The sequence below is a fragment of the Pseudoalteromonas sp. 1_2015MBL_MicDiv genome, assembly GCF_002407505.1.
In the GTDB taxonomy this organism is placed as follows: Bacteria; Pseudomonadota; Gammaproteobacteria; order Enterobacterales; family Alteromonadaceae; genus Pseudoalteromonas; species Pseudoalteromonas fuliginea.
The window spans coordinates 1176895-1193081 of sequence record NZ_CP012737.1; the positions used below are offsets into that span (position 1 = coordinate 1176895).

At 40.7% G+C, this 16187-nt stretch carries 12 protein-coding genes; 6 read left to right on the plus strand and 6 right to left on the minus strand.

The genetic code is table 11. The features are described 5' to 3' along the window. Positions 1 to 387: 387 nt before the first annotated feature. From cydC to AOR04_RS05320, 5 genes are read right to left on the minus strand one after another with little or no spacing between them, the layout of a single operon-like run. Entirely contained in the window at positions 388 to 2133 is a 1746-nt protein-coding gene (gene cydC / locus AOR04_RS05300) for a thiol reductant ABC exporter subunit CydC (RefSeq protein WP_096792708.1), read from the minus strand. After that, positions 2126 to 3919, minus strand: coding sequence for a thiol reductant ABC exporter subunit CydD (gene cydD / locus AOR04_RS05305; protein WP_096792709.1), 1794 nt, complete (start codon positions 3917 to 3919; stop codon positions 2126 to 2128). Before cydD ends, cydC begins: the two co-directional genes overlap by 8 nt. Next, a complete protein-coding gene (cydX, locus tag AOR04_RS05310) occupies positions 3909 to 4073 on the minus strand; it encodes a cytochrome bd-I oxidase subunit CydX (protein ID WP_007376801.1) in 165 nt (54 codons plus the stop codon). Before cydX ends, cydD begins: the two co-directional genes overlap by 11 nt. Positions 4074 to 4085: 12 nt before the next feature. Then, positions 4086 to 5225 carry a cytochrome d ubiquinol oxidase subunit II gene (cydB, locus tag AOR04_RS05315; RefSeq protein WP_096792710.1) on the minus strand — a complete coding sequence of 380 codons (1140 nt, stop codon included), beginning with the start codon at positions 5223 to 5225 and terminating at the stop codon, positions 4086 to 4088. Continuing rightward, positions 5222 to 6805 (minus strand): cytochrome ubiquinol oxidase subunit I, encoded by a 1584-nt coding sequence (locus tag AOR04_RS05320; protein WP_096792711.1) that lies wholly within the window; start codon positions 6803 to 6805, stop codon positions 5222 to 5224. Before AOR04_RS05320 ends, cydB begins: the two co-directional genes overlap by 4 nt. A 299-nt stretch (positions 6806 to 7104) precedes the next feature. Between AOR04_RS05320 and lpxB the strand changes: the two genes are divergently transcribed. The 6 genes from lpxB to AOR04_RS05350 all read left to right on the plus strand — a co-directional run bounded on the left by lpxB (position 7105) and on the right by AOR04_RS05350 (position 15055). Next, positions 7105 to 8262, plus strand: a complete 1158-nt coding sequence (gene lpxB, locus AOR04_RS05325) for a lipid-A-disaccharide synthase (protein ID WP_007376798.1) — start codon at positions 7105 to 7107, stop codon at positions 8260 to 8262. Then, the gene (gene rnhB / locus AOR04_RS05330; protein ID WP_096792712.1) at positions 8252 to 8854 is read left to right on the plus strand and encodes a ribonuclease HII; all 603 of its coding nucleotides are present in this window, start codon (positions 8252 to 8254) and stop codon (positions 8852 to 8854) included. The genes lpxB and rnhB overlap by 11 nt, the downstream gene beginning before the upstream one ends. Positions 8855 to 8856: 2 nt before the next feature. After that, positions 8857 to 12348 carry a DNA polymerase III subunit alpha gene (gene dnaE, locus AOR04_RS05335; protein WP_096792713.1) on the plus strand — a complete coding sequence of 1164 codons (3492 nt, stop codon included), beginning with the start codon at positions 8857 to 8859 and terminating at the stop codon, positions 12346 to 12348. Positions 12349 to 12364: 16 nt separating this feature from the next. Then, on the plus strand, positions 12365 to 13321 hold the full coding sequence (gene accA, locus AOR04_RS05340) for an acetyl-CoA carboxylase carboxyl transferase subunit alpha (protein WP_008133897.1): 957 nt from the start codon (positions 12365 to 12367) through the stop codon (positions 13319 to 13321). Positions 13322 to 13403: 82 nt separating this feature from the next. Further along, positions 13404 to 14708 (plus strand): tRNA lysidine(34) synthetase TilS, encoded by a 1305-nt coding sequence (gene tilS, locus AOR04_RS05345; RefSeq protein ID WP_096792714.1) that lies wholly within the window; start codon positions 13404 to 13406, stop codon positions 14706 to 14708. Continuing rightward, complete coding sequence (locus AOR04_RS05350; protein ID WP_096792715.1) at positions 14708 to 15055, plus strand: hypothetical protein; 348 nt, start codon at positions 14708 to 14710, stop codon at positions 15053 to 15055. Before tilS ends, AOR04_RS05350 begins: the two co-directional genes overlap by 1 nt. A gap of 108 nt (positions 15056 to 15163) precedes the next feature. On the opposite strand, the gene AOR04_RS05355 is transcribed toward AOR04_RS05350, so the two are convergent. Beyond that, complete coding sequence (locus AOR04_RS05355) at positions 15164 to 16060, minus strand: GGDEF domain-containing protein (protein WP_008133903.1); 897 nt, start codon at positions 16058 to 16060, stop codon at positions 15164 to 15166. Positions 16061 to 16187: the final 127 nt, after the last annotated feature.

The window sequence follows — 16187 nt, forward strand, 5'->3', positions numbered from 1 at the left end:
CAATAAAATAACATATAAATATCATGCATTTAAAAAAGTGTGTATATTTGTAATCACAGCCTTTTTTTTGTAATCGACTAAGAAATACTTCATTTTGGGCCTGTTTATCTTTCGAGGCTGAACTTGCAGCAGTAAGCTTGGTGTTTAGACAAGGCAGGGCCTATGTAGTGTGGTTATTCTCCATAAATAGGCGATAACGTAGAATAAATGCCAAACATGTGCTGCCCGTACGGTTTTGCTCAGGGGCAATTTAATTTGTTAAATTGCTCAAAAATTTATGCAGGTTGGTTTAAGCGGTACTGTTCAACTGAAAAACTAAAAATGGAATTGTTACTTAACCTGAACCCTGGTTAAAGGATTTATTATCCAAAGTTCAGGTGACTTTAACTAAAACCGAGTAGTGAGCGCCACATAGTTGGGATAAGTGCCACTGAGCTCTTTATGAGAGCCTTGCGCAACTACTTTGCCGTCTTCTAACCACACAACATTATCCATTTGAGCAAGTAGAGCGGGATCGTGCGTAATTGTCAGCACGCTCGCGTTATCCATAACATGCATTATTGCTTGCATTACTCCTTGCTTAGAATGATTATCAAGACCTTCTGTTGGTTCATCAAGAACCAAAATAGCAGGGTTTTTAAGTAATGCTTGTGCAATAGCTATACGCCTAGATTGACCTTGCGACACGTTACGCCCGCCAGTGCCTAATCGTGTTTTTAAACCTTCTTTTAGTTCATTAAACCATGGGCTTAATTGAGCTAATGCGAGCGCTTCAATCATTTGCTCTTTAGTTGCATTTGGCGCGGCATAACGTAAGTTTTCACTTAATGTGCCATCAAAAATATGGTGCTGCTGGGCGAGTATATTTATAACATTTGCGCGTATATCATTATTTAACGAATGTAAGTCAACAACGCTATTTTGATTTTTTAGCGTTATGCTGCCTTGTTGCGAAGGCCATAAACCAGTAAGTAAATTTACAAGTGTCGTTTTACCGCTGCCGCTTCTACCTACAATCGCTACTTTTTGCTGGGGCATTAGTTCAAAACTGATATTAGTAAGTGCTGTTTGCTCACCATATTGGTAGCTAATATTGTTAAGTGCTAGTGTGTGGTTTTGCGCGCTAAAGCTTTCATCAACGTCTACATGTGCATCTTTAACTTGTGAGTTAGCGGCTTTATCTTCAAGTGTAAACAATCGCTCTGCTGCTTTTAAAACACTGGGAAGCTCTATAAATGCGTTAGGAAGTAGCAATACGCTTTCAAAGCTTGCCAGTACAAATAAACTCAACATAGCAAGCTCTACATTTACCATCGTATTGGCGTAAACCAGTGGCACTATGGTTACTATGCTAGCAAGCATGGCTAATTGAACAACCAACAAGCTTAACCCATCAGAGTTTGCCAGTGCTTTGTGGCGAATAAATAATTGCTGATTGTACTGCTCGCTTAATTCGTCGCACTTATTAAGCTGCTGCGAACGGGCTTGATAAATACTAAGCTCTCTGAGGCCTGTGAGTGTATCTGAAAGCTCGGAGCGAAGTTGTGCACTTAGTTGTGTTTCTTTGTGGCTGTTTTTAGTGAGTTTTGCGCTGAGTAGGGCAGGTATAACCACACCAATAAGCACAATGCCAGTAAAGCAAATAAGGGCGACGTTACCATTATAGGCCGACATAAACAGCATGATGATTGGCACACTTAAAAGAGCAACCAACATAGGCAGTAAAACGTTTAAATAAAATTTGTCGAGTGCGTCTACATCGTTTTGTAATCGGTTAACTAAATCAGCGCTGCGGCTCATTGCTAAATCAACATTGTTAAGCTTACTTAACGTTGCAAATACATTGGTACGTATTTCACTTAGTAATAAAAACGTGGCGTTATGAGTAACTAGGCGTTCGCCATAGCGCGATGCAGTTCGCACAATAGCTAAAAAACGAATCGTGCCGGCAGGAGTAAAATAATTCATTTGTACACCCGCAATACCAGCAGCGGCCATTGATGCTAAAAACCAGCCAGATATAGCCAACAGGCCCACATTAGCTAATACCGTAATCGTTGCTAAAAATGTACCCAATAGCATAGCTTTGTAATGAGGAGCACAAAGCTTTAATAAGCGGATAAAATTACGCATGCGCCACTCCTTGTTCAGCCGTTTTTAGTAAGTTAGCAAATGCACCATTTTGCGCTGCAAGTGTTTCAAAGTGACCTTGCTCAGCTATTTTTCCATCGTGCATCACAATGATATTGCTGGCATGTTTAACTGTATTTAATCTATGAGCAATAACTAACACTAAGTTGTTTTTAGCATATTCATTAATAGCATCTTGAATAAGCAGCTCTGTTTGGCTATCAAGGTGCGCTGTGGGTTCATCAAGCACTAAGACTGGTGCTTGTTTTATAAATGCGCGAGCCAGTGCAATACGTTGTTTTTGACCGCCAGAAAGTCCTTCGCCTTGCTCACCTATCAGTGTGTTAAAACCATCGGGTAGGGTATTTATAAATTCAAGCACACCAGCTTGCTCTGCTGCATGTTCAAGCTCTTGCTGTGTGGCAGTGGGTTTGGCCAATTTTATGTTGGCAGCAATGGTGTCGTAAAACAGCGTCGCTTTTTGTGGTATCCATGCAATATTATTTTGCAAGTAAGTAATATCGGTTGCACTTAAACTCTGCTCATTAATAGATAGGTGCTTAATTACCTCAGGGTGAAACCCTAATAGGCAATCAAACAATGTACTTTTACCTGAGCCACTACTGCCCACAACGGCAATTAAGCCTTTATTTGGTAGTGTTAAATTTATATTTTTAATGCCTTCGTTACTATCTGGGTATATAAAATTAAGGTCGGTAATACTTATTGAATTAATTGTATTTAAAGTTAAATTGTTTTCAGGTGCGCTTGTAGCCACTAACGCATTTTCGTCACTTGGCAGTGGCGCATTTAAAATGGCAACCATGTCGGTCGCCGCACTAATGCCTTGTAAGCGCGCATGATAATGGCTACCCAGCTGGCGCAGTGGTAAATAAAATTCAGGCGCTAAAAGTAGCACCACAAAGCCAGTTGCAAAATCAAGAGTACCAAAAAACAACCTAAAACCAATAATTACGGCAACGAGTGCCACGCTAATAGTAGCTAAAAACTCAAGTGCGAATGATGACAAAAATGCGATTTTTAAAACATCGAGTGTCGCGTGTCTAAAGTCGTCTGAAATTCTAGCTATTTGTTTAAGCTCGGTACGTGTTGCATTAAATAGCTTGAGTTGAGTTAAACCTTGTACGCGGTCAAAAAAGTAATTGCCCAGTACAGCAAGTTGCTTCCAGCGTTTTTGGTTTAAAGCCTCGGCTTTTGAGCCTACCAAAATCATGAAAAAGGGAATGAGCGGGGCGGTTAATAAAAATATCAGCCCAGCTTTATAATCTGTCGGAAAAATAACAACCAATATTGCCAGCGGAATAAGCGCGCTGTAAGCAGCACCGGGTAGGTATTTAGCATAATAGTCGTGGAGTGCTTCTACGCCATTATGTAGGGTATTTAATGTAGCGCCTTGGCCGTGTTGTTCTATATAGCTTGGCCCAAGTAAGCTGAGCTTATTTAAAAGTGTTTGGCGCATAGCCGATTTTATTTTAAGTGCAGCAAATGCACTTAAGCGTTCACTTAATGCTAAAAATATTGCACGTAGTAAAATAATACCTGCTAGCGGCCATAGTAAATGCGTAACGCCGCTTAAGCTACTGCCTTCAAACATTACATTGTGAATAGCTTGAGCCAATAAATAGGTGCCTGCAATCATTAGTAATGCGTTAAAAGTACCCAATGCAATGCTTAACTTTAACCACACTGCAGTGGGTTTACTTTGACGCTTTAAAAAAGCGCGCAGTGATTGCTGCTGCGCGCGATCTGGTCGGGGGTTAGTCGTCATCTTTGGTCGAGTTATTTTCATTTAATAAATCATGCATAACTTGCTCATCATCAGCAATACTGTTTTTATTTTGATGAAACTCATACCACATTACATTTATTACACCTAAGGTACAGGCCAAAAGCACACCTAAAATCCAAGCGAAATACCACATAGTTTAGTCTCCTTAATAGCTACCGTGAGTGTTATTTTCAATTTCTTCTACCGTTACTCTGCGCCACATTTTTACGTAACACCAAGTGGTGTAGGACAAAATTAGTGGTACAAAAATACACACTGCAATAAACATTATATTGAGCGTTTTATGGCTCGATACCGCATCCCAAATTGTTAAGCTAATATTAGGATTATTGCTTGATGGCATAATAAATGGGAACAGTGAAACACCTGCCGTCATAATTACGCCAATTAACATTAAGCTTGTTGAAATAAGTCCAAGTGCAGGTTTATTTAATTTTGAAAACACAAGTGCACTTAATGCCATTGCAAAGGCTAAAATAGGGAAGGTCATTGTCCACGGACGGGTGCTGTAATTACTTAACCAAGCACCTTGCGCTGTAGTGACTACTTTAGCTAGAGGATCTGCATGACTTTGTGTATCAGCCATAGATACAACTTGGTAACCCGTTAAGTTAGCCACCCAAAAACCAGCAGCTGCAAATAATACAATAAATGCGATTAGAGAGTAGCGACCATATTGACCCGAACGCTCTGCTACTGCACTTGCTGTACGAAGTTGTAACCACATACCAGCATGAGCAACTAACATGGTAATACTGACTAAACCAGCAAGTAATCCAAATGGGTTAAGCAAGCCAAAAAATGAGCCTTGGTAGCTAACACGCATTAGGTTATCAATATTAAACGGTACGCCTAAAAATAAGTTACCAAATGCAACACCAAAAACTAATGCTGGAATTGCGCTGCCTGCAAGCAAGCCCCAATCCCAATTATTGCGCCAGCGTTTTGAATCTACTTTACTGCGGTAATCAAACCCAAGTGGTCTAAAAAACAAAGCGAATAGTACTAGCATCATGGCAAAGTAAAAACCCGAAAATGCAGCGGCATAAACCATAGGCCACGCTGCAAACAACGCACCGCCTGCGGTTATAAACCATACTTGGTTACCATCCCAATGCGGACCAATAGTATTAATTACTGTACGGCGCTCTGAATCTGTTTTACCTACAAGGCGAAGTAACATAGCCACGCCCATATCCATACCATCGGTAATAGCAAAGCCTATAAGCAGCACACCAATGATCAACCACCAAAGCATTTTTAATGTTTCATAATCAAAAATCATGATTGCTCTCCTTTAGTTTGCTCAGCTTTGTTTGGTAACTCAAAATGGTATTTACCAGTATGTAGCGAGCTTGGTCCTTGCTTAACAAAACGGATCATCAGCCAGCCTTCAATAATGGCTAAACCAGTATAGAAAATAACAAACCCAGTTAAGCTAATTAAAATATCGTTTACTGTTAGTGACGACGTTGCTAAAAAGGTCGGTAGTATTTCAGATATAGCCCAAGGTTGACGGCCATACTCGGCAACAATCCAGCCAAATTCAATCGCTATCCAAGGTAGTGGAATGCTCAATACGGCAGCCCATAACAACCAGCGTTTTTGCTCAATAACGCGATGTGCATTGTAGTAAAAAGCCAATATAAATACACCAAGCATGGCTACACCACAGGCAACCATAATCCTAAATGACCAAAACATAGGCCCTACTTTAGGAAAAGAGTCTTTAACTGCTTTTTGAATTTGCTCTTCAGTAGCATCTACAACATCAGGTGTGTAGCGCTTAAGTAGCAAGCCATAACCTAAATCATCTTTTAGAGTATTAAATTTGGCAATATTATCTGGCGTATCTTCACCGTTTCTGAGTTTTGTAAGGTATTCATAAGCAACCATACCGTTGCGAATACGTACTTCATGTTGTTTTTCTAGGTCGTTAATACCCGTTACTTGCTCATCTAGTGAGCGCGTAGCAATTAACCCAAGTGCGTAAGGTATTTTAACCGCCGCATGTGTTACTTGCTCTTCTGAATCAGGAAAACCAAATGCGGTAAACGCAGCTGGAGCTTCTTCTGTGTGCCATTCGGCTTCAATTGTGGCAAGTTTCACTTTTTGGACTTCGCCTACTTCGTAGCCTGATTCGTCACCGAGTAAAATTACACATAAAATTGACGCTAAACCAAAGCCTGATGCGACTGAAAAAGAACGTTTAGCGAATGCTAAATCACGGCCTTTTAATATATACCAACTGCTTATACCTAGCACAAACATAGACGCTGCTACATAACCTGCCGATACAGTATGAATAAACTTAACTTGGGCTACAGGGTTAAACACAAGCTCTGCAAAACTGGTCATTTCCATGCGCATGGTTTGATAGTTAAATTCAGCGCCTACTGGGTTTTGCATCCAACCGTTGGCAATTAAAATCCACAGCGCCGACATGTTGGTACCAATGGCCATTAAAAAGGTTGCACCTAAATGTTGGCGTTTAGAGAGTCTATCCCAGCCTAAAAAGAACATACCTACAAAGGTCGATTCTAAAAAGAATGCCATTAAACCTTCAATAGCAAGGGGAGCTCCAAAAACATCACCTACGTAATGCGAGTAATAAGACCAGTTAGTACCAAACTCAAACTCCATGGTAAGGCCTGTGGCCACACCAATCGCAAAGTTAATACCAAACAATTTTCCCCAAAACTTAGTCATATCACGATAAATTTCGCGACCGGTCATTACATAAACCGATTCCATAATAACTAAAATCCAGGTCATACCTATAGTTAACGGTACGAATAAGAAATGAAAGAGAGCGGTAACAGCAAACTGTAATCGCGATAGATCCACAAAGGTTTCATCTATCATTATTGGCTCCTTGAGAGTGACGGATTAACAGGGCAATGCTTAATTGGCAAAGTTAATATTTAATGAACTTTCAGTAATTACTGAAAGTTTGTAATATTATTTACGTTTGTGCAATTTTTGTCAATATGTATATTAGTAAAACTTAATATATTTCCTATGCTACATCAGTATTAAAAACAAACAACATAAAGGCTTAACTTAGGTGATAAAAAACCAGTTATTTAAAGCGTTTAATCAAACAGTAAAACACGGTAAACTAATAAGCATGAAGGCCTGGTTTACTTGTGAAATAAAATCAAATGAATAAAGATAAAAAACAACTACGAATTGGTATTGTGGCAGGTGAACTGTCGGGCGATATTTTAGGTGAAGGCTTAATTAAAGCCCTTCAAAAGCACTTCCCGGATGCTATTTTTGAAGGGATAGCGGGGCCTAAAATGCAAGCGCAGGGTTGTAAAACACTTTACGACATGGATGAGCTTTCGGTAATGGGGCTTGTTGAAGTGTTAGGGCGTTTACCGCGTTTGCTCAAAATACGTAAACAACTCGTGCAGCATTTTGTAGATAACCCACCTGATGTATTTATAGGTATAGATGCACCGGATTTTAACTTACGAGTAGAAAAGCCGCTCAAAGATGCGGGTATTAAAACGGTGCAATACGTAAGTCCATCTGTTTGGGCATGGCGCGAAAAGCGCATTCATACAATAAGTGCAGCGACTAACTTAGTCCTTGCATTGTTGCCTTTTGAGAAAGAATTTTATGATAAGCATCAAGTACCGTGTACGTTTGTGGGTCATACCTTGGCAGACGATATAGCACTTGAACACGACGACAGCAAAGCGCGTGAAGAACTCGGCTTAAGCCTTGATGACAAAGTACTGGCATTGCTACCTGGTAGTCGAGGCTCTGAGGTTGGTTTACTAAGTGAAACTTACATTAAAACAGCTGAAAAGCTGCAAGCGCAAAACCCAAATCTTAAAATTGTGGTGCCACTGGTAAACGAAAAGCGCAAAGCGCAGTTTACTGAAATATTAAACGCCACCGCGCCTGACCTTAATGTTAATCTGCTTGATGGGCAATCAAAATTAGCGATGCAAGCTGCCGATGCTATTTTATTAGCGTCGGGCACTGCAACACTTGAAGGCATGCTTTATAAAAAGCCAATGGTAGTGGGTTATAAAATAAAGCCTTTGAGCTATTGGATTTTTAAAACTCTATTTACGTTTAATATTAAGTACTTTTCGCTGCCTAATTTATTAGCCGACGAAGAGCTAGTGCCTGAGTTTTTACAAAGTGAGTGTAATGTGACTAACTTAACAAACGCACTTACCCCTATGCTCAACACAGATAACAAAGCGCTAAAAGCACGCTTTTTAGCTATTCACGAAAAAATTAGATTAAATGCCAGTGAACAAGCAGCCAACGCTGTGGCGGAGTTAATAAATGCAAATTGATAGACCAAATGTAACCCTAATTGCCGGTGTAGATGAAGTTGGGCGCGGCCCGCTTGTTGGTGATGTAGTTACTGCCGCCGTTATTTTAGATCCCACTAAACCAATTGCTGGCTTAGCGGATTCTAAAAAATTAACGGATAAAAAACGCCAAGCACTGGCAATTGAAATTAAAGAAAAAGCATTGTGTTACGCATATGGTCGCTGCAGTCCAACAGAAATTGATGAATTAAATATTTTACACGCGACTATGCTTGCCATGACTCGCGCAGTGGAGGCATTAAGTACGCAACCTGAATTTGTATTTATAGATGGTAATCGTTTGCCAAAACTCACTATGCCAGCGCAAGCTGTTGTTAAAGGCGATAGCCTAGTGGCAGAAATTTCAGCAGCGTCTATTTTAGCTAAAGTAGCGCGCGATGACGAAATGATTGAGCTTGATAAACGCCACCCTGAATATGGTTTTGCAGGGCATAAGGGGTATCCAACTAAAGCGCATTTTGCAGCGCTTGAGCAGTACGGCGCGATTGACGAGCATCGTAAAAGCTTTAAACCTGTGCAGCGTGTATTGGCGCAAGCCAATGGTGAGGGCTAAGCATGGCTGCTCCTGATTTTGTTCATTTAAGAGTTCATTCAGATTTTTCGATGGTTGACGGCCTTGCTAAAACAAAGCCAATAGTCGCTAAAGCGCAAGAGCTGCAAATGCCCGCGATTGCGATTACCGACCAAATGAACTTTTGTGGTTTAGTGCGCTTTTATGGCGCAACACATAATGCAGGTATTAAACCTATAGTGGGTGCTGATTTTTGGGTTCGTAGCCCAGAATTTCCTGACGAGCCAAGCCGCTTAACCATATTAGCCAAAGACAACGACGGCTATAAAAATATTACCTTATTAATATCTAAAGCGTATCAACGTGGGCATGTATTTCATCGCCCTGTGATTGATCGTGAGTGGTTAGTTGAGCTAAAAGCAGGCTTAATTATTCTCTCGGGTGCTAAAGACGGTGATTTAGGTAAGGCGTTATTAAAAAATAATCCGAGTGTAATTGAATCGGTTGTTAGTTTTTATAAGCAGCATTTTAGCGATAACTACTACCTAGAGCTTGTTCGCACCAATCGCCCGCTTGAAGAAGATTACTTACACATGGCGGTAGAGCTTGCAGCTAAAGAGCAGTTACCTGTTGTAGCCACCAACGAAGTGGTATTTTTAAAACCTGAAAACTTTGAAGCGCACGAAATTCGTGTTGCTATTTTTGACGGTTACACACTTGATGATAAACGCAGGCCTAAACGATTCTCTGAAGAACAATACCTAAAAACACCAGAGCAAATGGCTGAGCTGTTTAGCGACATTCCTGAAGCGCTACAAAACACCGTAGAAATCGCTAAACGTTGTAATGTAACGGTTCAGTTAGGGACTTACTTTTTACCTGATTACCCAACTGGCTCACTTAAGATTGATGAGTTTTTAGTTAAAGTGTCAGAAGACGGCCTTGAAGAACGTCTACAGTTTTTATTCCCCGATGAAGAAGAGCGAAAAGTAAAACGCGTTGAATACGATGAGCGACTTGATATAGAGCTTGGCGTAATTAACCAAATGGGATTCCCAGGTTACTTCTTAATCGTAATGGAGTTTATCCAGTGGAGTAAAGATAACAATATTCCGGTTGGACCTGGTCGTGGTTCAGGTGCGGGTTCATTAGTTGCGTACGCGCTTAAAATTACCGATTTGGATCCACTTGAATTCGACTTGCTTTTTGAGCGATTTTTGAATCCTGAACGTGTATCAATGCCCGATTTCGACGTCGATTTTTGTATGGATAGACGAGACGAAGTAATTGATCACGTGTCGGCTTTGTATGGTCGAGATGCGGTTTCGCAAATTATTACCTTTGGTACTATGGCTGCAAAGGCGGTAATACGCGATGTTGGGCGAGTGCTTGGGCATCCTTATGGATTCGTTGATCGTATCTCAAAAATGATTCCAGGCGATCCTGGGATGACACTTGCTAAAGCGTTTGATATAGAGCCGCGCTTGCAAGAAGCCTACGATGGCGATAACGAAGTAAAAGATTTAATCGACATGTGTCGCATCCTAGAAGGGTGTACGCGTAACGCCGGTAAGCACGCTGGTGGCGTAGTAATATCGCCAACCACGATTACCGATTTCGCCGCGCTTTATTGCGATGACGAAGGTAAGTTTCCGGTCACACAGTTTGATAAAAATGATGTAGAAACTGCAGGCTTAGTTAAGTTCGATTTCTTGGGTTTACGTACACTGACTATTTTGCAGTGGGCGGTCGATATGACCAACGTGCGCATGGAGCGCCAAGGTAAAGACCCTGTCGATATAAACACTATTCCACTGGATGATAAAAAAAGTATTGAGCTACTACTTCGCGCCGAAACGACTGCTGTATTCCAGCTAGAATCGCGCGGTATGAAAGACTTAGTACGCCGACTTAAGCCCGATTGCTTTGAAGATATGATTGCACTTGTGGCCTTGTTCCGCCCAGGTCCGCTGCAATCAGGCATGGTAGATAACTTTATCGACCGAAAGCTGGGCCGAGAAGAAATCTCATACCCTGATGCGCAATATCAGCACGAAAGCTTAAAACCAATACTTGATCCAACGTACGGCATTATTTTGTATCAAGAACAAGTAATGCAAATTGCGCAAGTACTAGCAGGTTACACGCTAGGCGGCGCCGATATGCTTCGCCGTGCAATGGGTAAGAAAAAACCCGAAGAAATGGCAAAGCAGCGTTCAACATTTGAAGATGGCGCAAGAAATAACGGTATCGACGGCGAGCTCGCGATAAAAATCTTCGACTTGGTAGAAAAGTTCGCAGGTTACGGATTTAATAAATCTCACTCGGCAGCTTACGCACTGGTTTCGTATCAAACATTGTGGATGAAAACCCATCATCCGGCAGAGTTTATGGCTGCTGTAATGTCGGCCGATATGGATAACACCGACAAAATAGTTATTTTGGTGGATGAATGTGAAAACATGAAACTCACCTTATTACCGCCAGACGTAAATGCAGGTGAGTTTAAGTTTACAGTAAACCTTGAAGGTGAAATTGTTTACGGCATTGGCGCGATAAAAGGCGTGGGTGAAGCACCGGTTGATGCAATCCTAGAAGCGCGTGCAAAAGGCGGCCCATTTAAAGATTTATTTGATTTTTGTGCCCGCGTTGACTTAAAACGCTTAAATAAGCGTGTGACCGAAAAATTAATTTACTCAGGCGCACTTGATAAGCTTGGGCCTGAAAAAACGCAATCTGGACGTGCTACGTTATTGGCTAGTTTAAAAAGTGCAATGCGTGCGGCCGACCAACACAACAAAGCTGAGCTATTAGGGCAAAGTGACTTGTTTGGTTTATTAGCCACTGAGCCTGATGAAGTTGAACAAGCTTTTATTAAAGCCATAGGCCTCACTGATAACGAATGGTTAGAGGGCGAAAAAGAGACCCTAGGCCTTTATTTAACAGGGCATCCGATAAATCAATACCGCCGTGAACTTAAGCATTACACCAGTGGGAAAATAGTTGATTTACAGCCTACTAATCGCGATGTGTTTGCCACAGCTGCTGGTTTAGTGATTGCTTCTAGGGTGTTAATTAATAAAAAAGGAAATCGTTGGGCCTTAGTAACTTTAGATGACAAGAGTGCACGCATTGATGTACGCTTGTATTCAGACGAGTTTGAAAAGTACCAAGATATGCTCCAAGTTAATAATATCTTGGTAATATCTGGACAGGTCAGCTTTGATAACTTCTCTGGTGGTATTACAATGACCGCCAGAGAAATAAACACCATTGCTCAGGCGCGTGAAAAGCGTATTAAAGCGATTAAAATGACGCTGAACATGGTGCAAATCGAGGCTGGTTTCTTCGATAAATTACAAAAAGTACTCGAACCCTACAAAATGGGAACGTGTCCGATCAAGGTTTATTACCAACGTCCAGATGCGTTGGTACAATTAACTCTTGGGATCGAATGGTGTGTTACGCCAAGTGATGACTTAATTCATAAGTTATCGCTAATGGCGGCGCAAGATGTAGAACTGGAATTTAACTAATTAGGTAGTTTAGAGCATGAGCCTCAATTATCTTGATTTTGAGCTTCCGATTGCAGAATTAGAAGCGAAAATTGAAGAATTACAAAATGTAAGCCGCGCTGGCGAATTAGACCTTGGATTAGAAGAGGAAGTCAGCAAATTAAAAGAGAAAAGCGACCAGTTAAAAGGGAAGATATTCTCTGAACTTGGCGCTTGGCAAGTATCACAGTTGGCACGTCACCCGTTGCGTCCTTATACTCGAGATTATATCGAGCGTATTTTCACGGAATTTGACGAGTTTGCTGGTGATCGAACTTTTGCTAACGATCCGGCTATTTTAGGTGGTATAGCGCGTTTAGATGGCGAACCAGTAATGGTTATTGGCCAACAAAAAGGCCGCGACACTGCTGAAAAAATTAAACGCAACTTTGGTATGCCAAAGCCAGAAGGTTACCGTAAAGCATTACGCTTAATGGAAATGGCTGAGCGTTTTAAAATGCCAATCATGACCTTTATCGACACGCCGGGTGCATACCCAGGTGTAGGCGCTGAAGAGCGTGGCCAATCTGAAGCAATCGCACGTAACTTAAAAGTAATGGCGACACTTAAAGTGCCGACAATATGTACAGTTATTGGTGAAGGTGGTTCAGGCGGTGCATTAGCGATTGGTGTTGGCGACAGAGTTAATATGTTGCAGTACAGTACTTATTCTGTAATTTCGCCTGAAGGTTGTGCGTCTATTCTTTGGAAAAGCGCCGACAAAGCACCCCTTGCAGCAGAAGCAATGGGTGTAACCGCAGAGCGCGTTAAAGAACTAGATTTAATCAGCAACTTAGTTGATGAGCCACTAGGTGGTGCGCACCGTAATTACGATGCTATGGCACGTAACTTAAAAGTGCGCCTAAAACGAGATTTAGCTGACCTACAAGCTCTTACGCTTGAAGAAATGCTTGATCAGCGTTACAAGCGTTTAATGTCGTTTGGCTATTGCTAAGCACATTAAATGTTAAAAAAAGCCGCTTATGCGGCTTTTTTACTTTAAAATACTCAGAGTTTTTATATTAAAGTGCGGACACATGTATACATCAGTAATTTATCAACAATTAAAAAAATCACTAAGTAGCTATATTGAGCAAGGTAAGACTGTTTTTACAGTTGCGTTATCTGGTGGCGTTGATTCTGTGGTGTTACTGCATTTAATGCGTGCGTTAAAAGAAGATAACCCTGTAATTGATGTATCGGCTATTTATGTTCACCATGGTTTAAGCCAGTATGCTGATGACTGGCAACGCTTTTGCAAAAACGTATGTGTTGAGCTCAATGTGCCTTTTGAAGCTGCGAAAGTGGTAATTGAGCAGCAGTCGCGCACGAGCCTTGAAGCCCAAGCGCGCGACGCCCGTTATAAAGCACTTGATGAACTAAGCCCACAAGGCAGCATTATTTTACTGGGCCAACATTTAAACGACCAAGTAGAAACGTTTTTACTGCGCTTAAAGCGTGGTTCGGGTTTAAAAGGGCTTGGCGCTATGCACCAAGCGCGTTTTCTACAAAGTGGGCGTGTGTGTTTCAGGCCGTTATTGAATGCAAAGCGAAGTGATATAGAAGCCTTTGCGGCGCAGTTTAATATTAAGCATATTACTGATGACTCTAATACAGATGAGCGCTTTGATCGAAACTTTTTACGTTCCAAAGTTATTCCATTATTAGCCGAACGCTTTAATGGGTTTGAGCAATGTACAGCGCGAAGTATTGAGCTACTGCAGCAACAACAAACATTACTAGATGAATATACTCAGCTTGATTTAAATAAGTGTATTAACCAGCATCAAGCATTGTGTATTAATAAAATAAGCGAATACAGCACTGCGCGCATTGCAAATATAGTGCGTGCGTGGCTTGCATTATTTACACAAATTATGCCATCGCAAAAACAACTTGAGCAAATTATTAATCAAGCTATATGCGCTAAGAGCGATTCGCAAATGCTTATTGATTTGGCTGGTGGGCAAGTACGTCGCCATCAAGGCTATTTGTATTTTGTGAATCCATATCAAATCTTACAAGATCAAATACTTGTAAGTGATGAGCTTAAATTTAATGATGACCGTTTGCTAATAAAAAAAAATGGCAAGGGTATTCGACCGCCGTTTAAGCATGAACAAGTTACTGTGCGTTTTAACTGTAACAATGCGCGGATCAAACCGGAAAAAAAACCAGGTGGTAATACATTAAAACATTGGTTTAAAGATGCAAAAGTAGCCCCTTGGTTACGTGCTAATGTGCCATTAATTTTTTATAATGACGAATTGGTTCAAGTGGTTGGCTACTTTATGAGTGCCAATCATCTTGACGAAACAGGTATTTTTTGGGAGTGTAAATAATGACAGAACAACCACATGTTGGCTTATCGCTAGTAAACAAAGCGCCACTGGGGATGTTAGTTACAGCTATCGTCGCGGTATTAGCTAATGCCTTGCTTTCACTTAACCTAATTACTTTGGGTCACGCTATTGCTGGTGGAATATTATGTGGTGTATTATTACTGGCTTATTGGTTAGGTAAAGGTGGGCTGTTTTTTGTTTTAGGAGTCAGTACGCCGTTAATTTTAGTTTTATTCACGCCAATTGCAAAAAGTGCTGCATTACTTAACTTAGTGAGTGGTTTCTTTTTTGGTTTTTGCTTAGTGCTTGTTATATATAAATTTTTACCAATAAAGTCAGAGCGTTAAGCCATGCTTTTTAGTGTGTTGTCCTGAGTTTTAAACAGGACAATACAGCAAAATAAAAAGCCTAACGGGGGAAGTTAGACTCTTTTATTTTAAATGTATTTTTAAATTTTAATATGCTTTAGCACAGTTTCTGCCCGAGGCCTTTGCTTTATACAGCCCTTTATCTGCGCGAGCAAATATCTCATTATCACAATCTTGACTGCTTGCTAAGGTAAAACCTATGCTGGTTGTTACGCCATATTGCGACATTAAACTTGATTCTCTAACAAGGCGCATGATCCGTTCAGCAACTACTTTGTTAGTTGTAAACTCAGGGTCTTCGATTAAAATTGAGAACTCATCGCCGCCAAACCTAAATACTGAGTCTGTACCACGAATACTGCTACATAAAACTTTAGCGAATTCTTTCAATGTATCGTCGCCCACTTTGTGACCAAAGTTATCGTTAACTTGTTTAAAGTTATCTAAGTCGAGCAGCATTAAGCTAAAAGGACGTTGGTAGCGGCGACAATTTTCGAGTTTTTGCGACAAAATATCATTAAATTGACTACGGTTATTTAATCCCGTTAAGGTATCTTTTGTCGCAAGTTTTAATACTCGGCTATACATCATCGCATTTCGAAGTGGGTAAATTAATGCGGTATGTAAAACGCGTAATTTTTTTTCAATTACAGCACTAAGAGGATATTTACTAAAGTAAATTAGTTGTCCTAAGTGTTCTGCTGCTATTGTTAAGTCAAAAATATAGGGTGTATTGTTTGTATCACTATCTGATGTTTGCGCTGTGCCAAGTGTCGATTGAAACTGTATACCCGAAAAGTTTAGCAATTGTTTTGCGAACTTAGCATACATAGCTAAAACATCTTCAATAACTAAACTAGTTTGTAGTTCAGTAACAAGTTCGTGTGTTTCAGTTGGTTCATCTACACGTGTGTGTTCTGCCGAGAATGGCAAAAAATCACCGCGACCTGATACACGTTGTGTCAAAATATGGACGTTTTCCATTAAATTCTCCCCCGAGGGTGTTGCTTTACAATTACTAAGCTATTTCTATGCCATATTTTAAAACTGGCCGAAAAACAGATGGTTGCTATATTTAATGTAAGTCCCTTGGTTTAATTTAAGCGTGAGG